The organism is Streptomyces sp. NPDC005263 (genome assembly GCF_042872365.1).
Taxonomy (GTDB): domain Bacteria; phylum Actinomycetota; class Actinomycetes; order Streptomycetales; family Streptomycetaceae; genus Streptomyces.
Map to the genome: position 1 here is coordinate 1,253,102 of NZ_JBIAKJ010000001.1, position 23,907 is coordinate 1,277,008.

General features: G+C 70.9%; 22 protein-coding genes, 1 tRNA gene and 1 riboswitch. Of the genes, 4 read left to right on the plus strand and 19 right to left on the minus strand.

Features of this window, described 5'->3' with window-relative positions:
* Window positions 1-84 precede the first annotated feature (84 nt).
* The 5 genes from ACFYRY_RS05705 to tdh all read right to left on the minus strand — a co-directional run bounded on the left by ACFYRY_RS05705 (window position 85) and on the right by tdh (window position 4,132).
* Window positions 85-158 (minus strand) — tRNA-Pro (locus ACFYRY_RS05705).
* A gap of 207 nt (window positions 159-365) precedes the next feature.
* Window positions 366-722, minus strand: a complete 357-nt coding sequence (locus ACFYRY_RS05710) for an MmcQ/YjbR family DNA-binding protein (RefSeq protein WP_389140382.1) — start codon at window positions 720-722, stop codon at window positions 366-368.
* 134 nt (window positions 723-856) lie between these two features.
* Window positions 857-1,759 carry a LysR family transcriptional regulator gene (locus ACFYRY_RS05715; protein WP_389140384.1) on the minus strand — a complete coding sequence of 301 codons (903 nt, stop codon included), beginning with the start codon at window positions 1,757-1,759 and terminating at the stop codon, window positions 857-859.
* 40 nt (window positions 1,760-1,799) lie between these two features.
* The gene (locus ACFYRY_RS05720; RefSeq protein WP_389140386.1) at window positions 1,800-3,047 is read right to left on the minus strand and encodes a glycine C-acetyltransferase; all 1,248 of its coding nucleotides are present in this window, start codon (window positions 3,045-3,047) and stop codon (window positions 1,800-1,802) included.
* A 56-nt stretch (window positions 3,048-3,103) separates the two neighbouring features.
* On the minus strand, window positions 3,104-4,132 hold the full coding sequence (gene tdh, locus ACFYRY_RS05725) for an L-threonine 3-dehydrogenase (RefSeq protein ID WP_389140388.1): 1,029 nt from the start codon (window positions 4,130-4,132) through the stop codon (window positions 3,104-3,106).
* 310 nt (window positions 4,133-4,442) lie between these two features.
* On the opposite strand from tdh, the gene ACFYRY_RS05730 reads away from it, so the two are divergent.
* Window positions 4,443-5,048 (plus strand): GPP34 family phosphoprotein, encoded by a 606-nt coding sequence (locus tag ACFYRY_RS05730; protein ID WP_389140390.1) that lies wholly within the window; start codon window positions 4,443-4,445, stop codon window positions 5,046-5,048.
* Between the two features lie 39 nt (window positions 5,049-5,087).
* On the opposite strand, the gene ACFYRY_RS05735 is transcribed toward ACFYRY_RS05730, so the two are convergent.
* The 6 genes from ACFYRY_RS05735 to ACFYRY_RS05760 form a co-directional block, all read right to left on the minus strand.
* The gene (locus ACFYRY_RS05735; RefSeq protein ID WP_389140392.1) at window positions 5,088-5,669 is read right to left on the minus strand and encodes a GAF domain-containing protein; all 582 of its coding nucleotides are present in this window, start codon (window positions 5,667-5,669) and stop codon (window positions 5,088-5,090) included.
* A 61-nt stretch (window positions 5,670-5,730) separates the two neighbouring features.
* Window positions 5,731-6,330, minus strand: a complete 600-nt coding sequence (locus tag ACFYRY_RS05740; RefSeq protein ID WP_356768750.1) for an ATP/GTP-binding protein — start codon at window positions 6,328-6,330, stop codon at window positions 5,731-5,733.
* Window positions 6,308-6,679 carry a DUF742 domain-containing protein gene (locus tag ACFYRY_RS05745; protein WP_389140394.1) on the minus strand — a complete coding sequence of 124 codons (372 nt, stop codon included), beginning with the start codon at window positions 6,677-6,679 and terminating at the stop codon, window positions 6,308-6,310. The genes ACFYRY_RS05740 and ACFYRY_RS05745 overlap by 23 nt, the downstream gene beginning before the upstream one ends.
* A 2-nt stretch (window positions 6,680-6,681) precedes the next feature.
* Complete coding sequence (locus ACFYRY_RS05750) at window positions 6,682-7,116, minus strand: roadblock/LC7 domain-containing protein (protein ID WP_356768754.1); 435 nt, start codon at window positions 7,114-7,116, stop codon at window positions 6,682-6,684.
* Window positions 7,117-7,184: 68 nt separating this feature from the next.
* Window positions 7,185-9,338, minus strand: coding sequence for an ATP-binding protein (locus ACFYRY_RS05755; protein ID WP_389140396.1), 2,154 nt, complete (start codon window positions 9,336-9,338; stop codon window positions 7,185-7,187).
* A gap of 365 nt (window positions 9,339-9,703) precedes the next feature.
* On the minus strand, window positions 9,704-10,987 hold the full coding sequence (locus ACFYRY_RS05760; protein WP_389140398.1) for an MBL fold metallo-hydrolase: 1,284 nt from the start codon (window positions 10,985-10,987) through the stop codon (window positions 9,704-9,706).
* A gap of 193 nt (window positions 10,988-11,180) precedes the next feature.
* Between ACFYRY_RS05760 and ACFYRY_RS05765 the strand changes: the two genes are divergently transcribed.
* Window positions 11,181-12,359, plus strand: coding sequence for a Glu/Leu/Phe/Val dehydrogenase dimerization domain-containing protein (locus tag ACFYRY_RS05765; protein WP_389140400.1), 1,179 nt, complete (start codon window positions 11,181-11,183; stop codon window positions 12,357-12,359).
* Window positions 12,360-12,428: 69 nt separating this feature from the next.
* Window positions 12,429-13,040, plus strand: a complete 612-nt coding sequence (locus tag ACFYRY_RS05770; RefSeq protein WP_389140402.1) for a TetR/AcrR family transcriptional regulator — start codon at window positions 12,429-12,431, stop codon at window positions 13,038-13,040.
* A 109-nt stretch (window positions 13,041-13,149) separates the two neighbouring features.
* Here the strand turns inward: ACFYRY_RS05770 and ACFYRY_RS05775 are convergent, their stop codons facing one another.
* From ACFYRY_RS05775 to ACFYRY_RS05790, 4 genes are all read right to left on the minus strand, one after another.
* A complete protein-coding gene (locus ACFYRY_RS05775; protein ID WP_389141106.1) occupies window positions 13,150-13,935 on the minus strand; it encodes an SGNH/GDSL hydrolase family protein in 786 nt (261 codons plus the stop codon).
* A 145-nt stretch (window positions 13,936-14,080) separates the two neighbouring features.
* Window positions 14,081-14,797: a DUF6250 domain-containing protein gene (locus ACFYRY_RS05780; protein ID WP_389140404.1), complete on the minus strand. Its 717-nt coding sequence runs from the start codon at window positions 14,795-14,797 to the stop codon at window positions 14,081-14,083.
* A 301-nt stretch (window positions 14,798-15,098) separates the two neighbouring features.
* Entirely contained in the window at window positions 15,099-16,028 is a 930-nt protein-coding gene (locus ACFYRY_RS05785) for a peptidoglycan DD-metalloendopeptidase family protein (protein ID WP_389140406.1), read from the minus strand.
* Between the two features lie 4 nt (window positions 16,029-16,032).
* A riboswitch (cyclic di-AMP (ydaO/yuaA leader) is annotated at window positions 16,033-16,195 on the minus strand.
* Window positions 16,196-16,495: 300 nt separating this feature from the next.
* Entirely contained in the window at window positions 16,496-18,571 is a 2,076-nt protein-coding gene (locus ACFYRY_RS05790) for an alpha-galactosidase (RefSeq protein ID WP_389141108.1), read from the minus strand.
* Window positions 18,572-18,752: 181 nt separating this feature from the next.
* Here ACFYRY_RS05790 and ACFYRY_RS05795 point away from each other — a divergent pair, with 181 nt between their 5' ends.
* Window positions 18,753-19,547, plus strand: a complete 795-nt coding sequence (locus ACFYRY_RS05795; RefSeq protein WP_389140408.1) for a tyrosine-protein phosphatase — start codon at window positions 18,753-18,755, stop codon at window positions 19,545-19,547.
* A gap of 52 nt (window positions 19,548-19,599) precedes the next feature.
* Here the strand turns inward: ACFYRY_RS05795 and ACFYRY_RS05800 are convergent, their stop codons facing one another.
* From ACFYRY_RS05800 to dxs, 4 genes are all read right to left on the minus strand, one after another.
* Window positions 19,600-19,722, minus strand: a complete 123-nt coding sequence (locus ACFYRY_RS05800) for a DUF6126 family protein (RefSeq protein ID WP_389140410.1) — start codon at window positions 19,720-19,722, stop codon at window positions 19,600-19,602.
* Entirely contained in the window at window positions 19,719-20,348 is a 630-nt protein-coding gene (locus tag ACFYRY_RS05805; protein WP_389140412.1) for a helix-turn-helix domain-containing protein, read from the minus strand. Before ACFYRY_RS05805 ends, ACFYRY_RS05800 begins: the two co-directional genes overlap by 4 nt.
* A 119-nt stretch (window positions 20,349-20,467) precedes the next feature.
* Complete coding sequence (locus tag ACFYRY_RS05810; RefSeq protein ID WP_389140414.1) at window positions 20,468-21,886, minus strand: aspartate aminotransferase family protein; 1,419 nt, start codon at window positions 21,884-21,886, stop codon at window positions 20,468-20,470.
* Window positions 21,883-23,886: a 1-deoxy-D-xylulose-5-phosphate synthase gene (gene dxs, locus ACFYRY_RS05815; RefSeq protein WP_389140416.1), complete on the minus strand. Its 2,004-nt coding sequence runs from the start codon at window positions 23,884-23,886 to the stop codon at window positions 21,883-21,885. Before dxs ends, ACFYRY_RS05810 begins: the two co-directional genes overlap by 4 nt.
* Window positions 23,887-23,907 lie beyond the last annotated feature (21 nt).

Genomic DNA, 23,907 nt, shown 5'->3' on the forward strand with positions numbered 1-23,907 from the left:
CCAACGAGCTGATCATGGAAGCCGCACACAGCCATGCGAAAAAGGGCCCCCGCAGGCTTTCGCCTGCGAAGACCCTTCGCACTGTCGGGACGACAGGATTTGAACCTGCGACCCCTTGACCCCCAGTCAAGTGCGCTACCAAGCTGCGCCACGTCCCGATGCCCGTCTGACCTGGGGTTTCCCCCGGTCGATCGCGCATGGAAACAATACCGCACTCGGGTCGGTGGTCGCGCACCCGTTTGTCCGCGACCGCCCTCGAACAGAGTCCGGCGAGCCTCGGTCGTGGCAGCCGAAGCCCCCTCCACCCCGGCTGCCACGTTCGTCCCGGATCATGCCACGCGGCACTGACAACGCCCGAGGAGTCCTCAGTCCCCGGTCGGCACTCCCAACTCGGGGTAGGCCTCCAGGAGTCGGGAGGGCGCCGCCTGGCGCCAGGAGTCGGCGAGGATGTCCCGCAGTTCGTCCTCCTCCAGGGCCGAGAGACGGGCCCGCACCCAGGCGAACTGCGCCTCGTGAGAGGCGATCCAGAATTTCGCCGGCTCCGCCAGGACCAGTTCGTCGCGCTCCTCCTTGGGGCAGCGCACCGCGAGGGAGGTCTCGTCCTCGGGCAGCGTGGCGAACATCTTCCCCGCCACCCGGAACGTGGGCATGTTCCACGCGACCTGCTCCGTCGTGTCCGGCAGGGACAAGGCGATCCGTCGTACGTCTTCGGCATCCGGCATGACAGGCACGGTAGCGGCTCCCACTGACACTCACCTGGTGAGAACGGTCGCCAGGGATTCAGGGCGAACGCGGACGCGCGCGGCGGCGGCGTCGCGGCCGGGTTCACGACCGGGCCGCTGTCCACACGGCCGGGTCACATCGGCGCCACGTCCGCCAGCGCGTCCAGCACGGGGCGGATCAGAGGGTGTCCCTCCGCTCCTCGGCGTACCGCCGCGAACACCCGACGGGTGGGCGCGACCCCGTCGACGGGGCGCACCACCACGCCCGTAAGGTCCATGCCGCGCAGGGCGGAGCGGGGGACGAGGGCGACGCCCGCGTCCGCCGACGCCAGGGCGACCACCGCGCGGAAGTCGTCCGAGGAGTGTTCGAGGCGGGGCTGGAATCCCGCGCTCTCACAGGCGAGGACCACGACGTCGTGACAGGGGTTGCCCGGGTAGGGGCCGATCCAGGGGTCCTTCGCCAGTTCCGCGAGGGGCACCTCGTCGTCGTCGGCGAGGCGGTGGCCGACCGGGACGACGGCGTCGAAGGGCTCCGCGTACAGCGGAACGTGGACCAGACGGGGGTCGTCGGCGGGCGGAGCGCCGCGGTACTCGACGGCGACCGCGACATCGACCTGCCGGTCGAGGACCATCGGCAGGCTGGCGTCGCCCTCGGCGTCCTGGACGCGGATGCGGATGCCGGGCGCGGTTCCCTGGAGGCGGGCCACCGCGGGCGCGACCACCAGGGCGATGCCGGTGGCGAACGAGGCGACGGTGACCGTGCCGGCCTCCCCCGAGCCGTAGGCGGCGAGCTCTGCCTCGGCCCGCTCCAGCTGGGCGAGGACCGTGTGGGTGTGCCGGAGCAGGATCTCGCCGGCCGGAGTGAGCCGTACCCCTTTGGCGCCGCGCTCGACCAGCCGGTGGCCCGTCTCCTGTTCCAGGGCCGCCAGCTGCTGCGAGACCGCCGAGGGGGTGAGATACAGCGCGGCGGCAGCCGCCGTCACCGTGCGGTGGTCGGCCACCGCACGAAGGATGTGGAGCCGCCGCGCTTCGATCATGCGAGGGATTATCGCAAGGTGTCCGGCCGGTCGACGGCGGTCAGTTCCGCCCCTCGGCCTCCCCCTCGGTCTTCCTCTCGGTCGCTCCATCCTCTTCGCCCGCCAGCTCCGCCCGCGCCGCCACGAACGCGTCCACCGCGCGGTTCACGTCGCCCGTGGAGTGTGCGGCCGACAGCTGCACGCGGATGCGGGCCTGCCCCTGCGGTACGACCGGGTAGGAGAAGCCGATCACGTACACCCCGCGTTCCAGCAGCAGCTCCGCCAGGCGGCCGGCCCGCGCCGCGTCCCCGATCATCACGGGGGCGATCGCGTGGTCGCCGGGCAGTACGTCGAAGCCCTCCTCGGACATCCGGCGGCGGAACAGGGCGGTGTTCTCGGCGAGCCGCACCCGCAGGTCGTCCGCCGACTCCAGCAGGTCGAGCACCTTGAGGGAGGCCGCGGCGATCACCGGGGCCAGGGTGTTCGAGAAGAGGTACGGCCGGGAGCGCTGGCGCAGCAGCGCGACGATCTCCGCGCGGGCGGCGACGTATCCGCCGGAGGCTCCGCCGAGCGCCTTGCCGAGGGTGCCGGTGATGATGTCGACGCGGTCCATCACGCCGTGCAGTTCGGGGGTGCCGCGCCCGCCGGGGCCGACGAAACCGACGGCGTGGGAGTCGTCGACCATGACCATCGCGTCGTAGCGGTCGGCGAGGTCGCAGATCTCGCGGAGCGGAGCCACATAGCCGTCCATCGAGAACACACCGTCGGTGACGATCAGCCGGCGCCGGGCCGTCTGCGCGTCCTTCAACTGCCGTTCCAGGTCCGCGAGATCGCGGTTGGCGTAGCGGAAGCGGCGGGCCTTGGACAGGCGGATGCCGTCGATGATCGACGCGTGGTTCAACGCGTCGGAGACGACCGCGTCCTCGGGCCCCAGCAGCGTTTCGAACACACCGCCGTTGGCGTCGAAGCAGGAGGAGTACAGGATCGTGTCCTCCTGACCGAGGAAGGACGACAGGCGGCCCTCCAGTTCCTTGTGCACCTCCTGCGTGCCGCAGATGAACCGTACGGAGGCCATGCCGTAGCCCCAGCGGTCCAGGGCCGTGTGAGCGGCGGCGATCACTTCGGGGTGGTCGGCGAGGCCGAGGTAGTTGTTGGCGCAGAAGTTGAGGACCTCGCCCGGGCGGCCGCCCCCGGACACACCGACGGTCGCGGACTGCGGGGTGTCGATGACGCGCTCGGGCTTGTGCAGACCGGCGGCGCGGATCTCGTCGAGGGTGGCGCGCAGGTCGTCGCGCACGGAGTCGAACATCGGGAAGCTCCTGAGGTGCTCGCGCTGGAGGGGAGTCGGGAAGGAAGTCGCGTCGTTCAGGCGGTCCAGTCGAGGATGACCTTGCCGCCGCGACCGCTCGCCGCGTCGGCGAAGGCCGCCTCGAAGTCGCGGTGGCCGTACCGGCCGGTGATGACGGGCGTGAGGTCGAGCCCGCCTTCGAGCAGGACCGACATGGCGTACCAGGTCTCGAACATCTCCCGGCCGTAGATCCCCTTGACGGTGATCATCGAGGTGACGATCCGGGCCCAGTCGACCGGGAACTCCTCGGACGGCAGGCCCAGCATCGCGATCCGGCCGCCGTGCGTCATGTTGGCGATCATGTCGCGCAGGGCCTCGGGGCGGCCGGACATCTCCAGTCCGATGTCGAAGCCCTCGCGCAGGCCGAGTTCCCGCTGCCCGTCGGCGACGGTCGCCCGGGTGACGTCGAGCGCGAGGCTCACGCCGATCTTCCGGGCGAGCTCCAGCCGCTGCTCGCTCACGTCGGTGACCACCACGTTGCGGGCGCCCGCGTGCCGGGCCACCGCGGCGGCCATCAGACCGATCGGGCCCGCGCCGGTGATCAGGACGTCCTCGCCGACCAGCGGGAACGACAGCGCGGTGTGCACGGCGTTGCCGAACGGGTCGAAGATCGCGGCGACGTCGAGGTCGACCGGGACGCGGTGCACCCACACATTCGCGGCGGGCAGCACCACGTACTCGGCGAACGCCCCGTCGCGGCCGACGCCGAGGCCGACGGTGGCCCGGCACAGGTGCCGCCGGCCGGCGAGGCAGTTGCGGCACTTGCCGCACACCAGGTGGCCCTCGCCGCTGACCCGGTCACCCGTCGTGATGTCGGTGACGTCCCGCCCGGTCTCGACGACCTCGCCGACGAACTCGTGCCCGACCACGAGCGGGGTACGGATCGCCTGCCGCGCCCAGCCGTCCCAGGACCGGATGTGCAGGTCGGTGCCGCAGATGCCGGTGCGCAGCACCTTGATCAGTACGTCGCCGGGTCCGACGGCGGGCTCCGGGACGTCCACGAGCCACAGCCCGGGTTCCGCCTTCTCCTTGACCAGCGCCTTCAACGCTACGGCTCCTGAAGTGAGACCCCGGGGCCCGGGCATGCCGAAGAAGCCCGCGTCCGGGGAGAGGGGTGTGATCGCGAAGCAATCTGCCGTACGGCGGCGCCGCCGTCCATCGAGGATTTCTTAAGCCGCGCCACAGCTGCGCTTCACACCCCCCGCATCAACCTGCGGATCGGCTGCACGCACCACATGGTCGTAGGAGGACACACAGCACCCGAACGTCAGCGAGAATCGAACGGGGACGACCTGTCCGGATCGGCCGGCCCCGGAGCTCTCGCCCAGCACTCGGCCAACTGACGTGGAGCCGCTCATGACCACCGCACGGGACCTCGCGATCGTCGCCCTGGATGTGGCGGCCGACCAGCCGGTGGAGCAGGGCGATCTGTCGCTCGTGCTCGCGGGAGCCGAGGTGTGCGACCTCATCGAGGCGCACGCGCTCGTCCTGGACGGCGATCGCATCCTGCCGAGCGTCCAGGTACCCACCGGCGACCGCCTGCTGGACGAGGCGGCCTCGGCGCTCGTACGGCAGGATCCGTACGAGTCGGTCGAGGACTGGCTGTGGCGCCGGGGCCGAGGGCTGTCCTCCGCCTACGTCGACGACCTGCACCGGATCGGCCTGACGACCCGGCCGCGGGGCCGCCGGATCGCGCTGCGGACCGGGCGGACCACGCTGGTGGACTCGGCGGCCCGGCGCGAGGCCGCGGAGCGCTGGACGGCGGGCGAACCCGTCCTCGCCACCCTGGCCGCGGCGGCCGGGATCGGCGACGAGCCGGCCGACGGCGCCGAGGACCTCGCGGGCGACGCGGTCACGACCGTACTGGCCGCCGTCGGCGACGCGGTGATGGAGCTGGAAGCGGTACGCCAGCGGAAGGCGATCGAGAACGCCGCGTTCGACAACGTGTGGCGCGGTTACTAGGAGGGCCGGGTCAGGCCGGTTGTGGAGTGATTGCCGCCGTCAAAGCAGTGGGAGTCCGTCGGTCTCGGGTCGCTCCAGCCGGGCCGCCAGCTCCGCCGCCGAGGCCTTGATGGTCTCCAGGCCGGCCCTCCCCCACGGCCGTGGCTCCACGTCGAGGACGCACATGGTGCCGAGCACCATCCCCGTGCTGTCGATCAGCGGTGCGCCCAGATAGGAGCGGATGCCGAACTCGTCGACGACCGCGTTGCCCGCGAACCGCGGGTAGTCACAGACGTCCTCCAGGACCAGCGCCTTGCGCCGGACGACCACATGGGGGCAGAAGCCCTGGTCGCGGGAGAGCTCACGTCCCATCACCGGCGTGCTGCCGTCGGCCTTCACGACGCGCGGCGCCACCGTCGGCAGGTGCAGGCCCGCGAAGAACTGCCGGTTCTCGTCGATGAAGTTGACCATGGCGTACGGCGAACCGGTGAGCTCGGCGAGGTGGGCCGCGTAGGCGTCGAGGGCGGGCTCCGGGTGTTCTCCCAGGCCCAGCAGGGCCAGCCGCCGGGCACGGGCGGGGGCCTCCGTGTCCTCGGGGGTGAGCAGCAGTCGACCGGCCGGGCGGGGCAGGTCGTACCTCATGGGCGGGCTCCGTCGCTGTGGACGTACGTCATATGCGGCTCCATGGCGGGGTGTGCGGGGATCACATGTGGGCGCCGTGGCTCGGCGCGGGGGCCGGGCTGTGGGCGATGAGGTGCCGTACCAGGGTGAGCAGGGTCTGCACCCCTGAGCTGGAGATCCGGGCGTCACAGCGGACGACCGGGATCTCCGGCGCGAGGTCGATGGCGGCACGGACCTCCTCGGGGTCGTAACGGTACGAGCCGTCGAACTCGTTGATCGCGACGATGAAGCCGAGGCCACGCTGTTCGAAGAAGTCGACGGCGGCGAAGCACTCCTCCAGCCGGCGGGTGTCGGCGAGGATCACCGCGCCGAGCGCACCCTCCGACAGCTCGTCCCACATGAACCAGAACCGCTCCTGTCCGGGGGTGCCGAACAGGTACAGCACGTGTTCCGGGTCGAGGGTGATGCGGCCGAAGTCCATGGCCACCGTCGTCTCGACCTTGTTCTCGATGCCTTCGAGGTTGTCGGTCGCGGCGCCGACCGTGGTGAGCAGTTCCTCCGTGCTGAGCGGGGCGATCTCGCTGACCGCGCCCACGAAGGTCGTCTTGCCTACTCCGAACCCTCCCGCCACCAGGATCTTCAGTGCGGTGGGGAAGGGGTCAGAGCTGTCGTCGTAGTCCATCGAGCACTGCCTCCAGAAGGGCCCGGTCAGTCTGGTCGTGGTGGAACTCGGGGGGCTTGGTGGTCAGCGCCCCGCAGTCGACGAGGTCCGCCAGCAGCACCTTGGTGACCACCGCCGGCAGCTTGAGGTGTCCGGCGATCTCGGCGACCGAGACGGGCACCCGACACATGTCGAGTACCTGGGCGTGTTCGGGGCCGAGGTAGCCGAGGGGGGTGGCTCCGGTGGCCATCACCTGCGACAGCAGGTCGAGCGCGATGCTGGGCCGGGTGCGGCCGTTGCTGACGGTGAAGGGGCGCACCAGCCGACCGGCCGCGTCGTCGAGCCAGGGCTCGTCGCCGACCGCCGCCACCCTCAAGGCCTCATCGCCGTGGGTTCGACGGCGTGCTGTCGGGGTGCGGTCATCAGGTAGGGGCGGACGCTCTTGACCAGCATCGCCATCTCGTAGCCGAGCACGGCGGCGTCAGCCTCGCGGCCGGCCAGCACGGCGAGACAGGTACCGGAACCGGCGGTGGTCACGAACAGCAGGGTCGAGTCGAGTTCGACGACGACCTGCCGGACGTGTCCGCCGTCGCCGAAGCGGACGCCGGCGCTGCGGCCCAGGGAGTAGAGGCCGGAGGCCAGGGCCGCCATGTGGTCGGCGCTGTCGGGGTCGAGGCCGTGGACCGACTTCACGAGCCCGTCGCAGGAGAGGAGTACGGCGCTGGTGGTGTGCGGTACGCGCTGCACGAGGCCGCTCATCAGCCAGTCGAGATCGGATACCTGGCCGGTCGGCGCTTCGCTCGCCATGGTGGATCGACTCCTTGAGGTACGAAGGTCTGCGGGAGCGCTGGGGGGTGGGGTGTACACGGGGGTGGTCATCCGGCGGGTGCGCTCCCGTCGTGCCGGGTGTGGTGATCGAGGCCGAGGTCGAGGTCCAGACCGGGCACGGTCCCGCTGTCCCGCGCACCGCGTGCTTCGAGGGACACGGGCGGGTGCGGGGGGCGCGCCTCGGTTATGCGGGACCGGTCCGTGGGGAGCGGATACAGGGGGCGTACGTCCATGGAGGGAGCCGGGGTCATGTTGGTGGCGTCCATGTGAGTAGCGCCTGTGTCGGCTGGCCCCGTGTAGGTCGACGCCATGGGGGTGGGCGCCATGTGGGTCGGCTCCATGTAGGTCGGGGCCGTGTGGGTCGGGCCCGGGTCGACTGGCGCCATGGGGATGGACGCCATGGAAGTCGTCATGTCGCCGGGCGTCGCCTCCAGGTGCTGCTGGGTCTCGGCGAGGCCGATCCCGCGTTGGAAGGCCGCCATCAGGCCCGGGTCGTGGCCCTGCAGCTGGCCGGCCGGGGACTCCGAGTCCTGGCGTGGCGTCGGGCCGTCGCGCAGCTGGGGTGCGATGTGCTCCTGGGCCCGGCGTCTGGGCAGTTGGGGCTTGCCCATGGTGCCGCGTACGGCGCCGACACGCGGGGTGGGCGGGGCGACCGTGTGCTCCGCGACGAGCGGCCGGTCGTCGGCCCTGATGCCGGGCGCGGCCTCCGCGGGCGTGGGCCGCTCCCCGCGGGCACCGCGCACGGGAAGCGGGGCAGGCCCAGCGGCGTGCGAACCGGACCCCGACCCCGAACGTGAACGCGAGGCGGACTGCTGCGGACGCCCGCCGGATGACGGCCGGGAGGACAGTGTGGGCGGCGTACCTCCCGGTCCGGGCGGCGCCTCCCGGGGCGTCACCTCCAGCCCGGTCTGACGCGGCGGCACCGCCGAGTCCGCGGTGCCGGTCGTCCCGGGTCGGTCGTCCGGCGGCTGCGGTACGGCTCCGGAGGCGCCCGGCGCCGCGCCCAGGAGGGCCTGCGGTACGACGAGCACGGCCTGGACGCCGCCGTAGATGTTGGTCTGCAGCCGGACGTGGATGCCGTGCCGTCTGGCGAGTTGCGAGACGACGAAGAGACCGATGCGACCGTCCGCCAGCAGGCTGGCCACATTCACCTGATCGGGGTCGGCGAGCAGGGCGTTCATCCGGCTCTGCTCGCCGACGGGCATGCCCAGTCCGCGGTCCTCGACCTCGACGGCGAGTCCGGAGGTGACGAGGTTGGCGCGCAGCAGCACCTGGGTGTGCGGGGCGGAGAACACGGTGGCGTTCTCGACGAGTTCGGCCAACAGGTGGATCACGTCGGCGACGGCGTGACCGCGCAGCTCACCGTCGATCGGCGGCACGAGTTTGACGCGGGAGTACTGCTCGACCTCGGCGATGGCCGAACGCAGCACCTCGGTCATGGAGACCGGGTTGCTCCACTGCCGACGCGAGACGGCACCGCCGAGCACGGCGAGGTTCTCGGCGTGCCGGCGGATGCGGGTCGCGAGGTGGTCGACGTGGAAGAGACCCTTGAGGAGGTCGGGGTCCTCGATCTCGTTCTCCAACTCGTCGAGGATCGAGATCTCGCGGTGCACCAGCGACTGCAGTCGGCGGGCGAGGTTGAGGAAGACCTCCAGCTTCTGTTCGCTGCCCGCCTGGCTGGAGAGCTGTGCGGCCTGGACGACGGCGGTGACGGCCCCGTCGTGCGCCCGGGTCAGGTCCGCGGCGAGGAGTTCGAAGTCGTCGGCGTCCTCGGGCGGGCCGCCGCGCGGATCGCGCGGGGGCGGGGCCTCGCCCCGGCGCAGGGCGTCGACCAGGGCACGCAGATCGGCCTCGCCGCGCGTGCTGCTTCGGCGCAGGGCGCCGATCCGGTCGCTGACGGACCGGGCCGCGCGGTCGGCCGCCACGGCGGCGATCAGGATGCCGGCGCAGGTCACCGAGACCGCGCCGCCGAGCACGCACCACAGGGGGAGGCTGGGCCGCACTCCGGTGGAGCGCACGACGAACAGGACCGCGGCGCAGCCGCTGAGGGCGACGGCGACGGGTGGCAGCACGGCAAGACGCAGCAGCTGGGGCCGTATGTGGGTCTCGGGGAGCGCGGGAACGGCGCGGGCGGCCGGCCGACCGTGCCGCCCGCCCTCACGGCGGTCTGCGCGGGCGGCCGGTGCGCGGAGGTGAGACATCGGTGTCCTCGTCGTACTGGTCCGTCGGTCCTGGTTGCCAGGGTGCGCATGCCGGTATGCGTGCCGGTGGACACGCGCATGCGGGCGTCGGTCGGGAGAACCGAACTTTTCGGCCCTGCGTCGCCCGACGGGCACTGACAGTAGTCGTCAGCGCATCATGTGCGGTGGGCAGTTGACAAACTCACCCGAGGAGCGTCCCGCTCTGGTATGAGGTCTCGTACGACAGACCGATAAGTTCCACGAGGACAGGTCGATGCACGATCGATGTGCGATCACACCTGGTCAGAAGCGGTCAAGAAAAAGCGGCGAGGGCCGGGGAGCGCTGTGCTCCCCGGCCCTCGCCGCCGCTCGATCCGCGTCCGCGGTCAGCCCGCGACCACCGTCTCGGGGTCCCCGGTGCCCTCGACCGCCCCCTTGGCGATGTCACTGTGTGTATCGGCCTTGGCCTCATCTCCGGCCGTCGGTTCGGCCGGGGTCCTGACCTCCGCCGCGCCGCGCGTGTCGCCGAGCGCCTCGGCGGCCGGCCAACCGCCCGCCGGTTCGAGCGCCACACTCCGCCACCAGGGGTTGGCCGGAACGTTGTCGGCGCTCGGCTCGAAGGGTTCGCCGGGCCGGGGCAGGGCGATCGGGGCGCCCGTCGCCAGGGAGGCGGCGAGGGTGCCCTCACCAGGGTCGGACCACGCGTGCGTCGCCAGGTTGAAGGTCGCCCAGTGGATCGGCAGCATCACGCCGTGCGGCTGTCCGCCCTGGAGGTCGAGGTGGGCGCGCATGCCCTCCTCGGGGGTCATGTGGATGTCCGGCCAGAACTCGCTGTAGGCGCCGATCTGGATCATCGTGGCGTCGAACGGGCCGTGCTCGGCGCCGATGTCCTTGAAGCCCTCGAAGTAGCCGGTGTCGCCGCTGTGGTAGATCCGGTGCTCGTCCCCGGCGACGACCCAGGAGGCCCAGAGCGTGTGCTGGGTGTTGCGCAGGCCGCGACCGCAGAAGTGGCGGGCCGGGGTCGCGGTCAGCGTGAGCCCGCCGACCTTGGTGGCCTCGTGCCAGTCCAGCTCGCGCAGCCGGTCGGCGGACACTCCCCAGTGCTCCAGGTGGGCGCCGACGCCCAGCGGCACCGCGAACAGGGTGTCGGTGCCGGCCAGCGCGTTGATCGTGGGCATGTCCAGATGGTCGTAGTGGTCGTGCGAGATCACGACGACGTCGACCGGGCCGAGGGCGGCCAGCGGGAGGGGCGCGGGGTGCAGGCGCTTGGGCCCGGCGAAGGGGAACGGGGAGCAGCGCTCACCCCAGACGGGGTCGAAGAGCACGCGCCGTCCGTCGATCTCGGCGAGCACGCTGGAGTGGCCCATCCAGGTCAGCCTCAGCCCGGTGGCGGGGGGCTTGGCTATGTCGGCGAGCGTGGTCGGGTGGACCGGAATCGTGCCGTTCGGGCCTCGGCGGGCGCGCTCGTCCTTGTCGAAGAACTGCTTCGCGAGCTCCAGCGTCGAACCGGAGGGCCGGGTCCGGGCGGTGCCCCCGGGATTCTGGAAGACCCCGTCCTTGAAGTGGGGCGATCTGCGGATGCGCGCCATGCGCTCACCGCTCGGGTCCGCACCGAAGGCCGCGGGCCGCAGCGCGCGGAGCCCGGAGCTCGGGGAACGGAATCCGGTCACGGTGTACCTCCAGGGGGAGTCGGTGAGGCAGTCCAGTATGGACGGTCCCGCTGACAGAACAGTCGCCGCCGGTGATTCCATTCCGCTTTGACAGGGCGCGACCCCGTTCGAATACTGACCCACCAGTCAGTAGTCGTCCCTGGCGAGCGCCATGCGGCCCCGGGAGGCTCGTCATCCCGACCGAGGAGACCGCATGACCAGCCCTCTGATGTCGCTCACCTGGACCGACCACGTCACCGGACGCCGGGGTTTCCTGGTCGTCGACCGGTTGGTGCGCGGTGTCTCCAGCGGCGGGCTGCGGATGCGCGCGGGCTGCACCCTGGACGAGGTGGCCGGTCTGGCGCGCGGAATGACCATGAAGGAGGCCCTGCACTACAACCCGGAGGGCCGGTACATCCCTCTGGGCGGCGCCAAGGGCGGCATCGACTGCGATCCCCGGGATCCGGGGGCGTACGAGCTCCTGGTGCGGTACCTGCGGGCCATGCGGCCGTACATCGAGAGCTGCTGGACCATGGGCGAGGACCTCGGTCTCACCCAGGATCTGGTGGACCGGGCGGCCGCCGAGGCGGGGCTCGTGTCGTCCGTGCAGGCCGTGTATCCGCTGCTCGACGACGAGACGGCGGCCCGGCGGCGGCTCGCGGACGCGTTCGCCGTCGAGGTGGACGGGATCGGGCTCGACGAACTGGTCGGCGGCTGCGGCGTCGCGGAGTCGGTGCTCGCGGCCCTGGACCGGGCCGGTGTGCCGCACACCGGCACCCGGGTCGCCGTTCAGGGCCTGGGCACCATGGGCGGTGCCACCGCGCGCTTCCTCACGCGCGCGGGGCTCACCGTCGTGGCCGTCGCCGACGTCAAGGGCACAATCGCCAACCCGGCCGGTCTCGACATCGAGTCCCTGCTCGGTGCGCGGGACGCCTACGGGACCGTCGACCGCGCGGCCCTGCGACCCGGCGACCGTGAGCTGCCCGGCGACGCGTGGCTGTGCGCGCGGGCGGAGGTACTGGTGCCGGCGGCGGTCTCGTACGCCGTGGACACCGCGAACCAGGAACGGATCACCGCGCGCTGGATCGTCGAGGCGGCCAACATGCCGGTCCTGCCGGAGGCCGAGGAGTCGCTGGCCGCGCGTGGGGTGACGGTCCTGCCGGACGTGGTCGTCAACTCCGGGACGAACGCCTGGTGGTGGTGGACGCTGTTCGGCGACATCGGCCCCACCGCGGACGAGGCGTTCACCCACACCCGCCGCTCGATGCGCGCGCTGGTCGAACAGATGCTGGCCCGCGCGGAGGCCGACGGGACGACCCCGCGGGCGGCGGCACACGCCATCGTCGCGGACCGGCTGCCGGTGATCGCGGAGCGCTTCGGGTGGTACCGGTGACGTCGGGCCCGGCCCGCCGCCGCCCACGGTGACGATCAGGAGGTCGAGGACACCCCCTAGGCTGACTGCGTGACGAGAGTGCGGTTGAGCGTGACGGAGCGGCGCGAGGAGTTGCTGCGCGCCACCGTCGAGCAGATCGAGGCGCGGGGCGCGGTGGCGGTCAGGATCGCCGACGTGGCCTCGGCACTGGGCGTGAGCAACGCGTTGGTGCTCTATCACTTCTCGACGAAGGAGAAGCTGGTCGCCGCCGCCTTCACCTACGCGGCCGAGGACGACCTCGCCCAGCTGCGCAAGCTGCTCGGCCGGCGCACCACGGCACTGCGCCGGCTGCGGGCGGCCGTGCGCTGGTACGCCCCGACGGGCCAGGCCAAGGGCTGGCGGCTGTGGATCGAGGGCTGGGCGGCGGCGCTGCGCGAGCCCGCCCTGCGGGAGGTCACGCGCGACCTCGACCGGCAGTGGAAGGCGGCGCTCGCCGAAGTCATCGCCGAGGGTGTGGCCGCGGGCGAGTTCGCCTGCCCGGACCCGACCGGCACCGCCCTGCGCCTCACGGCCCTGCTCGACGGTCTCGCCGTACAACTGACGTCCTACGGGGGCGCGGTCCCGCAGGCGCGGGCGCAGGAGTGGGTGGACGAGGCGGTGGCCCGGGAACTGGGGCTGGCGCGGGAGGCGTTGACCCCGTAGGGCCGCGCCGGACGACAGGCCCGTGACGTGCCGGGCCTGATGACGTGCGCGTGGTTGGCCGGCCGGCCACGACCCGCGGGGCGGGGCCGGCCGGGCAACCACGCGCCCCTCAAGCCACCCAGCTGATCCGCGTCTTGATGTCGTCCGGCGACAACGCGCCCTTGGCCGTCACATGGTCCCCCGACGACTCCCCGCGCAGCCGCCGTCCGATCCACGGCACCAGGTACTCGCGCGCCCAGTGCACGTCGTCCCGCCGGATCTCCAGGGTGCCGCGGGCGGGCTGCGGCGGCCAGGGCTGGTCCGGGTCGGCCGGGACCTCCAGGCCGAGGACCTGGCCCGCGCGCAGCGCGACACGCGTATGGCCCTCGGGTGAGAGGTGGAGCCGGTCACCGTCCCAGGCCCTGCGGTCCTGAACGGTCTTCAGGGACCACAGGTCGAGCACGGGACAGCCGTAGCGGTCGGCGATCGCCCGCACATGCCCGTTGTAGGTGGCGATCTTGCCGCGCAGATGCTTGAACACGGGCACGCCGCGGGTGTCGAACCCGGTCGTCACCATCACCGTGCCGGCCACGGAGGTCAACCGCACCACCGCCCGCTCGAAGCGCTCCGCGACCTCGTCGGGGTCGGTGCCGGGCCGCAGGATGTCGTTGCCGCCCGCACAGAAGGAGACCAGCTCCGGGGCCAGTTCCACGGCCTTCGGCAGCTGGTCCGCCACGATCTGGTCGAGCAGTTTCCCGCGCACGGCGAGGTTCGTGTACCGGAAGTCGCCCTCGGGCCGCCGGTCCGCGAGCAGGACCGCGAACCGGTCCGCCCAGCCGACCAACGCCCCGTCGGGGCCGGGGTCGCCGACGCCCTCGGTGAAGCTGTCCCCCACCGCCACGTACGACCCGATCACTGATCTGTTGTCACTCTTCGAATCGTCTGCCACATCGGCCCATGATTCACCTTCGGATGTGAGCTACGCGACCGTAGGAAGGGGTTGACGTGCGGTGAGATAAGCCACCTTCCAAGGATTGGTCAAGCCAGGAATAGCCTTCTCGTCAGTGCTGTTGACGCGGCAATCGCCACACCCGGAATCCGGAGATCCGGAAGTGGCTCCAGGTGGTCCGGAAGCCGAAGTGCCCGCTCGTGTACGGCTCGGGGTCGGTGAGGTCGAAAACGAGCCGTCCGTTGTTCCACCACCGCACGGTCGAACCGTCCGAGACGATCCGGACCCGGTTCAGCCGGTTCGCCACCAGCAGGGGCTCCGTGTAGTCGTACACCAGCGGACGCACGCCCGCCTCGCCGACGTAGCGGCGCATCCTGGTCGTGGTGTTCGTGTTGGCGCCGTATCCGACGTAGTACGTCTTGAGGTGGTCGTACTCGGCGAGCGCACCGCTCCTCGTGGAGGCGAACAGGTCGTCCGGGGAGCGGACGTCGACGGCGTTCCAGAAGTTGTTGAGGTCCGACACCCGGTCGTTGACCCCGCCCTGCGACACCGGTGTGGCGGTGTACTCCAGGACGTACGGTCCTTCGAGCCGCTGCCTGAACCAGACGGTCGCGCCGGCGGGCACGTCGACCTCCAGGATCCCGTGGGAGGCGGTGACGGTGCCGCCCTTCTCGAGTTCCACGGCCCATCGGCCGAGGCCGTGACGGAAGTCGTCACGGGCGATGAGGTGGCGGTGGCGGGGCGAGGCGCTCGCGGTTGCCGCCGGGGCGAGGGCGGCCATTGCGGCGCCGGCGGCCAAGGTCGCGAAAGCTCTGCGCGTGGTCGTCACGGGAGACGACTCCTTCCGGGCGATCGACAGGTACGGCAGGGGGAAAGCGCTTACACAGAAGCGGAGTTCACTGTGCCCGTTCACCCCGCGCGCTGTCGACGGATCACGCTCTTCGGGCCTCAGGACCGCGATGCGATGGTCGGGAATTGGCCAGTGGAGGGACGGAACGTATCGCTGTGGACCCGGACATACGAAAGCGGGCCGGACGTACCGAACGCCGGCCCCGGACACACCGAAGGCCGGACCCGGGGATCAGGGGTCCGGCCTTCGGCAGCGTGTGAGGCAGGTGGTCGTGCGGGCGTCAGCCGACCGAGACCCCCTTGGAGCGGAGGTAGGCGATCGGGTCCACGTCCGAGCCGTAGTCCGGCGTGGTGCGGATCTCGAAGTGCAGGTGCGGGCCGGTCACGTTGCCGGTCGCGCCGGAGAGACCGATCTGCTGGCCCTCGGTCACCGTCTGACCGCTGGAGACGGAGATCGAGGACAGGTGCGCGTACTGCGCGTAGTAGCCGTCGGCCAGCCTGATGACGACCTGGTTGCCGTACGCGCCGCCCCAGCCCGCGGAGACGACCGTGCCCGCGCCGACGGCCTTGAGCGGGGTACCGGTGGGGACGATGAAGTCGACGCCGGTGTGGTAGCCGCTGGCCCACATGCTGCCCGGCACGTGGTAGCCCGTGCCGATGGTGGCGCCATCGACCGGCAGGGTGAAGCCGTTCGCGGTGCTGGTGGTGGCGGCGCTCTGCTCGACGACCGTCGACGTCTGCGACGCGGACGACGCGGACGACGAGGACGCCGACGATGACGACTTCGATTGCGGCTTCGGCTTCGGCTTCGGCTTCGACGAAGAGGCCGACGACTCGGCCTTCTTGCCGATCGTGAGCTTCAAACCGGGGTGAATCAGCGACGGATTGTCGCCGACGGCCTCACGATTGTCGGCGTAGAGCTTCTGCCAGCCCCCGCTGACGTGCTGCTCCTCGGCGATCTTCGCGAGACAGTCTCCGGCTCGCACGACATAGGTCTTCACACCGGAAGTCCGTGCGGCCACCGACTTCTTCGCGGCAGTCGGAACTGACGACTGAACGACATTCTCGGAAATGGACTGGGCACTCGCCGCATGGGCGCCGGTGGCCCCCAGAAACGGGAGGGCGAGTGCCGCGCCGCCGGCTCCGGCGACGGCGATGGAACGGGCGAAGCGCTGGGTCTTCGGTTGGCGATGCTTACCCCTCGCGGGCATGGCGAATTCCTCTCCGGCGCCTGCGAGGTGAGCTGTCGGGTGCGGACTGGAGATGTCCGGCCATACCGAGGTACGACTTGACCCCAAGCCTGTTCCGGAGACCGGAACAGGCGGTTCTACCTGTGGGTCCCCCGCTCCTGCCATGTACGGGTGAGTGTGTGCGGTCTCCGGGCGGCGGCAGGATTGGGCGTCCGTCCGGATCGGTGGCGAACGTAAGCGACTAAGACGCACAGGGACAAGCGGAAGGTTGCACCCAAATGCGCTTCCGTTGATCCGTAATGGGAATTCCTGGTCACCCTCGGTAAATCAAGGGTCATCCACTTCTCGAATTCCCTTGAAAGGCATAAGAATTACGTGAACATGACGCGCGACGGACGGTCACGAATATGACACTCCTCACGCCCCACTCCCCAGGTCGCCCCATTTCAGGCAGAGTTGGAATGAAGACGCCAATTCGGGCAGAACTCTCAGATGCGGCGCAGCCGGATAACCGTCGCATCGAGGTCACCCCGGAGGCCGGTCCGCAGTCCATGGTGCAGCAGTACGGCCCCTCGGTGAACTTCGCCCGTTTCACGGCATTCGTACGATGCCGCCGGGTCGAGTCCGCGCAGCCGCAGCGCCGGCACCGGCTCGCCGTGGTGCTGCGCCTGGAGCCAGGCCAGGACGACCGTCTCGTCACCGAGGACGTACTGCACCGCGCTCGATCCGCCCGTGGGCGGGCGCAGTCGATAGAGGTCGCCACGCTGGACGAGGGGACGGATCTCCTTGTAGAGAGTCACCCAGTCACGGGCCTCGGCGAGCTCTTCCTCGGTCCATTCGGCGAGGTCCCCGCCGACTCCGAGCACCCCGGCCATCGCGCTGACGAACCGGAACCGCAAGGTGCTGACCCGGCCGTTGAGCTGAGTGTTGGGGCTGTCCGTGACCCAGGCGGCCATCACCCGCGCGGGGTGGATCTGGCTGAAGCCGTGCTGGATCGCGAGCCGGTCGAGCGGGTCGGTGTTGTCGGAGGTCCACACCTGGTCGGTACGGCTCATGATGCCGAGGTCGATCCGGCCGCCACCGCCGGAGCAGGACTCGAAGGCGACGCCCGGGTGCGCCTCGCGCAGCCGGTCCAACAGGCGGTACAGCGCGTTCACGTGATCCACCCACAGGCGCTGCGGGTAGGGGTCCTCGGGCCAGCCCGCGTCGGTGAAGCAGCGGTTGAAGTCCCACTTCACATAGTCGATCGGGGCGCTGGAGAGCAGCCCGTGCAACTGCTGCCAGAGGTACTCCTGGACGTCCTCGCGCGCGAGGTTCAACACCAGCTGGTTGCGCTGTTCCGTCCGCTTTCGCCCTGGTTGGTACTGCACCCAGTCCGGGTGGGCGCGGTAGAGGTCGCTGTCCGGATTGACCATTTCCGGCTCGACCCAGATGCCGAACTGCATACCGAGGTCGTGCACGGAGTCTGCGAGGGGCCTCAGGCCGCCGGGGAAGCGGTCGGGGTTGGGCGTCCAGTCGCCGAGCCCGGCGCGGTCGCTCGTGCGCTTCCCGAACCAGCCGTCGTCGATGACGAACAGCTCGACGCCCATCGCCGCGGCCCGGCGGGCCAGCACCCCCTGCTGCTCCTCGGAGATGTCGAACTCGGTGGCCTCCCAGGAGTTGAACAGCACCGGCCGGTCCCGGTCCGCGTCCGGGATGACGTACGCCCGCTGGTAGGCGTGCCAGGCGCGGCTCGCCCCGCCGAAGCCGGCGTCGCTCCACAGGCCGGCGAAGACGGGGGCGGTGAAGGACTCCCCCGCCTCCAGACGGAGCAGGCCGGAGTCGTCGTACCCCGCACCGCCGGTGATCTGCACGCGCATGTCGGGCAGTTCGGCCACCGCGATGCGCCAGGACCCGGACCAGCCGAGGGCGCAGCCGTAGACCTCGCCGCGCTCCTCGGTCGCGTCGGTGTCGAGCGCGACCCACGGCAGGTACTGGTGCCCGGTGTGGCCGCGGCGGCTGCCGATGACCTTCTCGCCGTAGGTCAGGGGGGCGCGCGTCAGCTGGGACTCCGCGGCCCAGCGGCCGTGCAGGTGCGACAACCGCCAGCCGGTCTCGCGGTCGGGCAGGGTCCAGGTGGCGGAGTCGGCGCGCAGGAGCTCCACCGTGGGGCCCTCGTTGTCCAGGCTCACCCAGCGCTCCACGACGTCGTGCCGCATGCGGTAGTGCAGGGTGATCGTGAGGCCGCCGTCGCGGAATCTGAGCCGCAGTTCGTCGTCCTCGGCACGCTCGTAAGCCTCGAAGACCCACTCGGTGCCGCGCCGCTCGTCGGTGCGCACGGACAGGGCGGGGCGGACGAAGCGGGGGCCGCCCTCGACCGGGTACTCCTCACGCCCGTCCAGCGCAGACTCGAAGCCCCGGTGGTCCGGCAGGGGGAGCAGGGCGAGGGCCTCGGCGTCGGCGAGCGCGATCCGCGCTCCCCAGTGCAGGTGCAGCAGCTCGTGACCCTCGGTGAGATGGAGGGCGTAACTGCTGGTCGGCCCGGACAGAATCCACGTACGGCCATTCTCGGCGATCTCCAGCATAGGGTCCCTCACAGATACGAACAGTCACGAACAGGTGCACTCAAGCATCAACATCATCAAGGTCGGCGTGCCCTTGACGCAACGCCTGTGGACAACTGCTTGGCCTACGAAGCCATGTCGTATGGTCGGGTGAGTGCCCGCCGTCGAGCCGCGTCGACGGCACCGACTGGGAGGATCCCCCGTGACACAGCAGGTCCCGTCGACCGAACCCGAGCTGTCCGGAGTGCGTAACTTCCGTGACGTGGGGGGCCTGCCGACCGTGGACGGCCGCCGGGTGCGGCACGGGGTGCTGTTCCGCAGTGGCCACCTCGCGCACGCGACCGCCGAGGACGCGGCGTTCCTCGCCTCCCTGAACCTGCACACGATCTTCGACTTCCGCAACGCGGCGGACCAGAAGCTGGAGGGGCCCGACGTCGAGCTGCCGGGGGTGCGCAATGTGAACCTCCCGCTGACGGATCCGGCCCACGGCAGCGAGTTCTGGACGATGGTCCGCGACGGCCGGATCGACGAGCTGCGCGAGACCCTGGGCGACGGCAAGGCCGCGGACCGGATGATCAGGTCCTACCGCGCCATCATCAAGAAGCGCACCGCCGAGCACTCCCTGGTGCTGCGCTCGCTCGCCGAGGACAGTGTCCCCGCGCTCATGCACTGCGCGGCGGGCAAGGACCGTGCGGGGCTGTCCGTGGCGGTGACACTGCTCGCCCTGGGCGTCGAGCGGGAGGCGATTTTCGCCGACTACCTGGAGTCGAACGCGAAGCACCGCCGCTACAAGGTGCGGCGCTCCAGCTCCGCCTCGGCCTACACCCCCGAGGTCATGGAGCTGCTGAGCCCCCTCTTCGAGGCCCGTGCCGCATATCTGACGGCCGCCTTCGAGACGATCGAGGAGACCTGGGGCGACGTCGACACGTACCTGGAGAAGGGGGTCGACGTCACCCCGGAGATCCGGGAGCGGCTGCGCGAGCGACTGCTGGACTGAGGGCCCGGGTCCGGGAGTTCGCACCCGGAGGCCTGGCTGGCCCTCCGGCAGGTCACTTCTGGGCGCCCAGCTCGAACAGGAAGTAGATGAAGGCCGCGAACACGTGGCCGACGGCGATGTAGATGATGAGGCGCACCCACAGGGCGCGGGGGAACTTCTCCTCCATGTCACTCATGGCATGTCTCCAGGGGTGGGGCCCAGGCACAGTGTGGCCGTGGGGCTCTGCAGCAGGGTGTGGACGAACAGGAGCTCGACCCCGTCGGGGTCCTGGGCGGCGATACGGTGCGGGGTCAGCGAGTCGAAGTGCGCGCTGTCGCCCGGTCCGAGCCGGTGCGTGGTGTCCCCGAGGCTCAGCCGCAGCCGTCCCCTGAGGACGTGCAGCCATTCCTCGCCGGGGTGCACCCGCACGACGTCGCCCTGGGAGCCGTACGGGACGTGGACGCGCAGGGCCTGCATGCCTCGGCCGGACGCGCCGGCCTGCCAGTAGGTCCAGCCGCCGGCCGCGGTCGGTTCCATGTCGGCGGCGCGCACGATCGCGTCCCGTTCCGCGGCCGTCTCACCGAGCAGCTCCGAGACCGTCGTACCGTAGATACGGGCCAGCGCGAGCAGCATCGGCAGCGAGGGCTGGCGCTGCCCGGTCTCCAGCCGGGAGAGGTGGGCGGGCGACAGCCCCGCGGCCCGGGCGGCGGCCTCCAGGGTGAGGGAGGCGCGGCGGCGCAGGCCACGCAACTGTGGCGCGACCTCGGGCAGGTCGGCGACCGGCCCGGACGGCGACTCGTTGTCGGCTTCCGGTGGGATCATGTATCCATTGAGCCGCGGATTTGCCTCAGCGGCAAATTCCTTGCCTCAGAGGCAAAAAACACCGGTCCCACGTACGCGGAGCCTCCAGCATCCCGGGTGCCCCGCGCACGGTCGTCCGTCTATCGGTTGGCCACCGCCTGCTTGATCAGCGTCTTGCTGAAGTCCCACATCAGCCCGCCCCCGCTGTGCGCGTCGTCCATCACGTCGGTGAAGGCGTCCACGAACCGGTTCACCTCCTCTTCCCCGATGACCAGGGGCGGGATCAGCTTGATCACCTCCAGGTGGTCGCCGGAGACCTGGGTGAGGATGCGGTGCCGTTGCAGCAGCGGGACGACCACCATCTGCGCGAACAGTCCCTTGCGGGCGGCCTGCAGCATGGTCCAGCGGCTGCGCAGCTTCAATGACCGGGGTCTGCCGAACTCGATGCCGATCATCAGCCCCCGGCCGCGGACGTCGGCGAGCAGCTCGTACTTGTCGACCAGCGCCGACAGCCGGGACTTCAGCAGGTCGCCGGTGGTCCGGGCGCCCGCGACGATCTGCTCGCTCTCCATCACGGACAGCACGGCCAGTCCCGCCGCCATGGCCTGCGCGTTGGACCCGAAGCTCGCCGAGTGCACCAGCACCCGGTCCATGGACGAGTAGACCTTCCGGAAGATCCAGTCCTTGCCGAGGGTGGCACCGACCGGCACATAACCGCCGGACAGCGCCTTGGCCACACACACCAGGTCGGGTTCGACGCCTTCCTCGTGCTGGTAGGCGTAGAAGTCGCCGGTGCGTCCCAGTCCCGTCTGCACCTCGTCGGCGATGAGCAGCGCCTTGTGCCGGTGCAGCAGCTCCTGGGCTGCCCGCAGATAGCCCGGTGGCGCCTCGTGCACGCCCTTGCCCTGGATGGGCTCGACGACCAACGCGGCGACGTCGCCCTTCTTCACCTCCCGGGCCAGGGCGCCGAGATCACCGAGCGGGACGGCCGTGTCGGGCAGCAGCGGGGCGAAGCCGTCCCGGAAGCCGTCCTCGCCGTTGACCGACAGCGAGCCGGTGGTCAGGCCGTGGAAGGCGTGCTCGCAGTACAGGATCCTGGGTTTGCCGGTGGCGTAGCGGGCGAACTTCAGCGCGGTCTCGACCGCCTCCGTCCCGCTGTTGCCGAAGAACACCCGGTCCAGGTGCGGACTGTGGGCGAGCAGCTTCTCGGCCAGCAGCCCGGGCAGCGGCTGACAGTCGAAGCGGGTCAGGTCGGCGAGCTGGGCGTCCAGGACGTCGTGCAGGGCCTTGCGGACGACGGGGTGGTGGCGGCCGAGGCCCATCACCCCGAATCCGGCGAGCATGTCCAGGTAGTCGTTGCCGTCCGCGTCCCAGAAGTGGGCGCCCTCGCCGCGCTCGTAGACCTTGTCGAAGCCGATGGTGTGCAGCATGCGCGGGAGCTGGTGGTTCAGGTACTTGGTGTGCAGCTCGTAGCGCTCGGCTCCGCGCTCGGCCAGCAGCGCGCCGAGGTCGAACTCCCCGGCCTGCGAGGAGGGCGACGCGGATTTGGCGGTCGTCATTCCTGTTCCTCCTTGGACAGCGCTTTCCGTTCCGTCGTGACCGACGTTTTCCTCTCGGACGACGGCTCTTGTTCCGCCCCGGACGGCGGTACCTGGACGGCCGGGCCCGAGTTCTGGGCGGGCAGGACCGCCGCCTTGACGGCCAGACTCGCGCCGATGCGTCCGGCGACCTCCACCGGGGTGAGGCCGATGTCGGCGAGCACCTCGCCCCGCTTGGCGTGCGCGAGGAACTGCTCGGGGATGCCGAAACGCCGTACCGGTACGTCGACTTCGGCATCGCCCAGGGCGAGCGCCACCGCCGCGCCCACCCCGGAGGCGCGGCTGTTGTCCTCGACGACGGCGACCAGGCGGTGTGCCGCGGCGAGGCCGGGGAGCGCCGGGTCGACGGGCTTGACCCAGCGGGGGTCGACCACGGTGCAGCCGATGCCCCGGGCCTCCAGCAGCTCGGCGGCCTGGAGGCAGACCGGCGCCATCACGCCCACGGCGACCAGGAGCACCTCGGGCCGGTCCGCGCGGTGCAGGACGTCCAGGCCGCCCACCCGGTCGACCGCCGGAATCACCGGCCCCACCGATTCCTTCGGGAAGCGGACCAGGGTGGGCGCGTCGTCCACCGCGACGGCCTCCCTGAGCTGAGCCCGCAGCTGGTCGGCGTCGCGCGGCGCGGCGATCCTGAGGCCGGGCACGACCTGGAGGATCGACATGTCCCACATCCCGTTGTGGGAGGGCCCGTCGACGCCCGTCACTCCGGCCCGGTCCAGCACGAAGGTGACGCCGCAGCGGTGCAGGGCGACATCCATCAGGAGCTGGTCGAAGGCGCGGTTCAGGAACGTCGCGTAGACGGCGACGACGGGGTGCAGTCCGCCCGTCGCGAGGCCGGCCGCGGACACCGCCGCGTGCTGTTCGGCGATGCCGACGTCCCACACCCGGCCCGGGAAGCGGGCCGCGAAGGCGCCGAGTCCCACCGGGTGCAGCATGGCCGCCGTGATCGCCACGACGTCGTCGCGCTCCTCCCCGATCCGCACCATCTCCTCGCCGAACACCGAGGTCCAGGACGGCCCGCCGGACGGCGTGAGCGGCTCGCAGGTGAGCGGGTCCATCACCCCGACGGTGTGGAAGTGGTCCTCCTCGTGCGCCAGCGCCGGTTCGTAGCCGCGCCCCTTCTCGGTGAGGCAGTGCACGAGCACCGGCCCGTGGAAGCGTTTGGCACGCCGGAGCGCCGACTCGACGGCCTTGAGGTCGTGCCCGTCGATCGGGCCGACGTACTTGAGTCCGAGGTCCTCGAACATGCCCTGCGGCGCGAAGGCGTCCTTGAAGCCCTTCTTGGCGCCGTGCAGCGATTCGTAGACCGTGCCGCCGACCAGCGGGGTCCGCAGCAGTACGTCCTTCCCCCAGGCCAGGACCCTCTCGTAGCCGTCGGTCGTACGCAGCGTGGCCAGGTGGTTGGCGAGGCCGCCGATGGTCGGCGCGTAGGACCGTTCGTTGTCGTTGACGACGATGATCAGCGGCCGGTCCTTGGCGGCCGCGATGTTGTTGAGCGCTTCCCAGGCCATGCCGCCGGTCAGCGCGCCGTCGCCGATGACCGCGACCACATGGCCCTGCCCGCCCTGCACCTGGCGGGCCTTGGCGAGACCGTCGGCCCAGCCGAGGGCGGTGGAGGCGTGGCTGTTCTCGATGACGTCGTGCTCGGACTCCTCGCGCGAGGGGTAGCCGGAGAGGCCGCCCTTGCCGCGCAGTTTGGAGAAGTCCTGACGTCCTGTCAGCAGCTTGTGCACATAGCTCTGGTGGCCGGTGTCCCACAGGATGCGGTCCAGGGGCGACTCGAAGACCCGGTGGAGCGCGATCGAGAGTTCCACCACCCCCAGATTGGGCCCGAGGTGCCCGCCGGTCCTGGCGACCGCCTGCACCAGGAACTCCCGTATCTCTTCGGACAGTTCACCGAGTTCCGCCTCGGACAGCGCCTTCAGGTCACGTGGTCCCCGGATGTTCTCCAGAATGGTCACGTCAGGCCCCCTATCGGTCCG

Excerpts from the sequence above, each read along its gene's own strand:
- ACFYRY_RS05720 (WP_389140386.1), bottom strand. The coding sequence starts at position 3,047 with ATGTTCGACTCCGTGCGCGACGACCTGCGCGCCACCCTCGACGAGATC.
- ACFYRY_RS05805 (WP_389140412.1), bottom strand. The coding sequence starts at position 20,348 with ATGATCCCACCGGAAGCCGACAACGAGTCGCCGTCCGGGCCGGTCGCC.
- ACFYRY_RS05785 (WP_389140406.1), bottom strand. The coding sequence starts at position 16,028 with ATGCCCGCGAGGGGTAAGCATCGCCAACCGAAGACCCAGCGCTTCGCC.
- ACFYRY_RS05765 (WP_389140400.1), top strand. The coding sequence starts at position 11,181 with ATGACCAGCCCTCTGATGTCGCTCACCTGGACCGACCACGTCACCGGA.
- ACFYRY_RS05810 (WP_389140414.1), bottom strand. The coding sequence starts at position 21,886 with ATGACGACCGCCAAATCCGCGTCGCCCTCCTCGCAGGCCGGGGAGTTC.
- ACFYRY_RS05790 (WP_389141108.1), bottom strand. The coding sequence starts at position 18,571 with ATGCTGGAGATCGCCGAGAATGGCCGTACGTGGATTCTGTCCGGGCCG.
- ACFYRY_RS05740 (WP_356768750.1), bottom strand. The coding sequence starts at position 6,330 with ATGGACTACGACGACAGCTCTGACCCCTTCCCCACCGCACTGAAGATC.
- ACFYRY_RS05800 (WP_389140410.1), bottom strand. The coding sequence starts at position 19,722 with ATGAGTGACATGGAGGAGAAGTTCCCCCGCGCCCTGTGGGTGCGCCTC.
- ACFYRY_RS05750 (WP_356768754.1), bottom strand. The coding sequence starts at position 7,116 with ATGGCGAGCGAAGCGCCGACCGGCCAGGTATCCGATCTCGACTGGCTG.
- ACFYRY_RS05710 (WP_389140382.1), bottom strand. The coding sequence starts at position 722 with ATGCCGGATGCCGAAGACGTACGACGGATCGCCTTGTCCCTGCCGGAC.
- ACFYRY_RS05735 (WP_389140392.1), bottom strand. The coding sequence starts at position 5,669 with ATGAGGTACGACCTGCCCCGCCCGGCCGGTCGACTGCTGCTCACCCCC.
- ACFYRY_RS05730 (WP_389140390.1), top strand. The coding sequence starts at position 4,443 with ATGACCACCGCACGGGACCTCGCGATCGTCGCCCTGGATGTGGCGGCC.
- ACFYRY_RS05715 (WP_389140384.1), bottom strand. The coding sequence starts at position 1,759 with ATGATCGAAGCGCGGCGGCTCCACATCCTTCGTGCGGTGGCCGACCAC.
- ACFYRY_RS05755 (WP_389140396.1), bottom strand. The coding sequence starts at position 9,338 with ATGTCTCACCTCCGCGCACCGGCCGCCCGCGCAGACCGCCGTGAGGGC.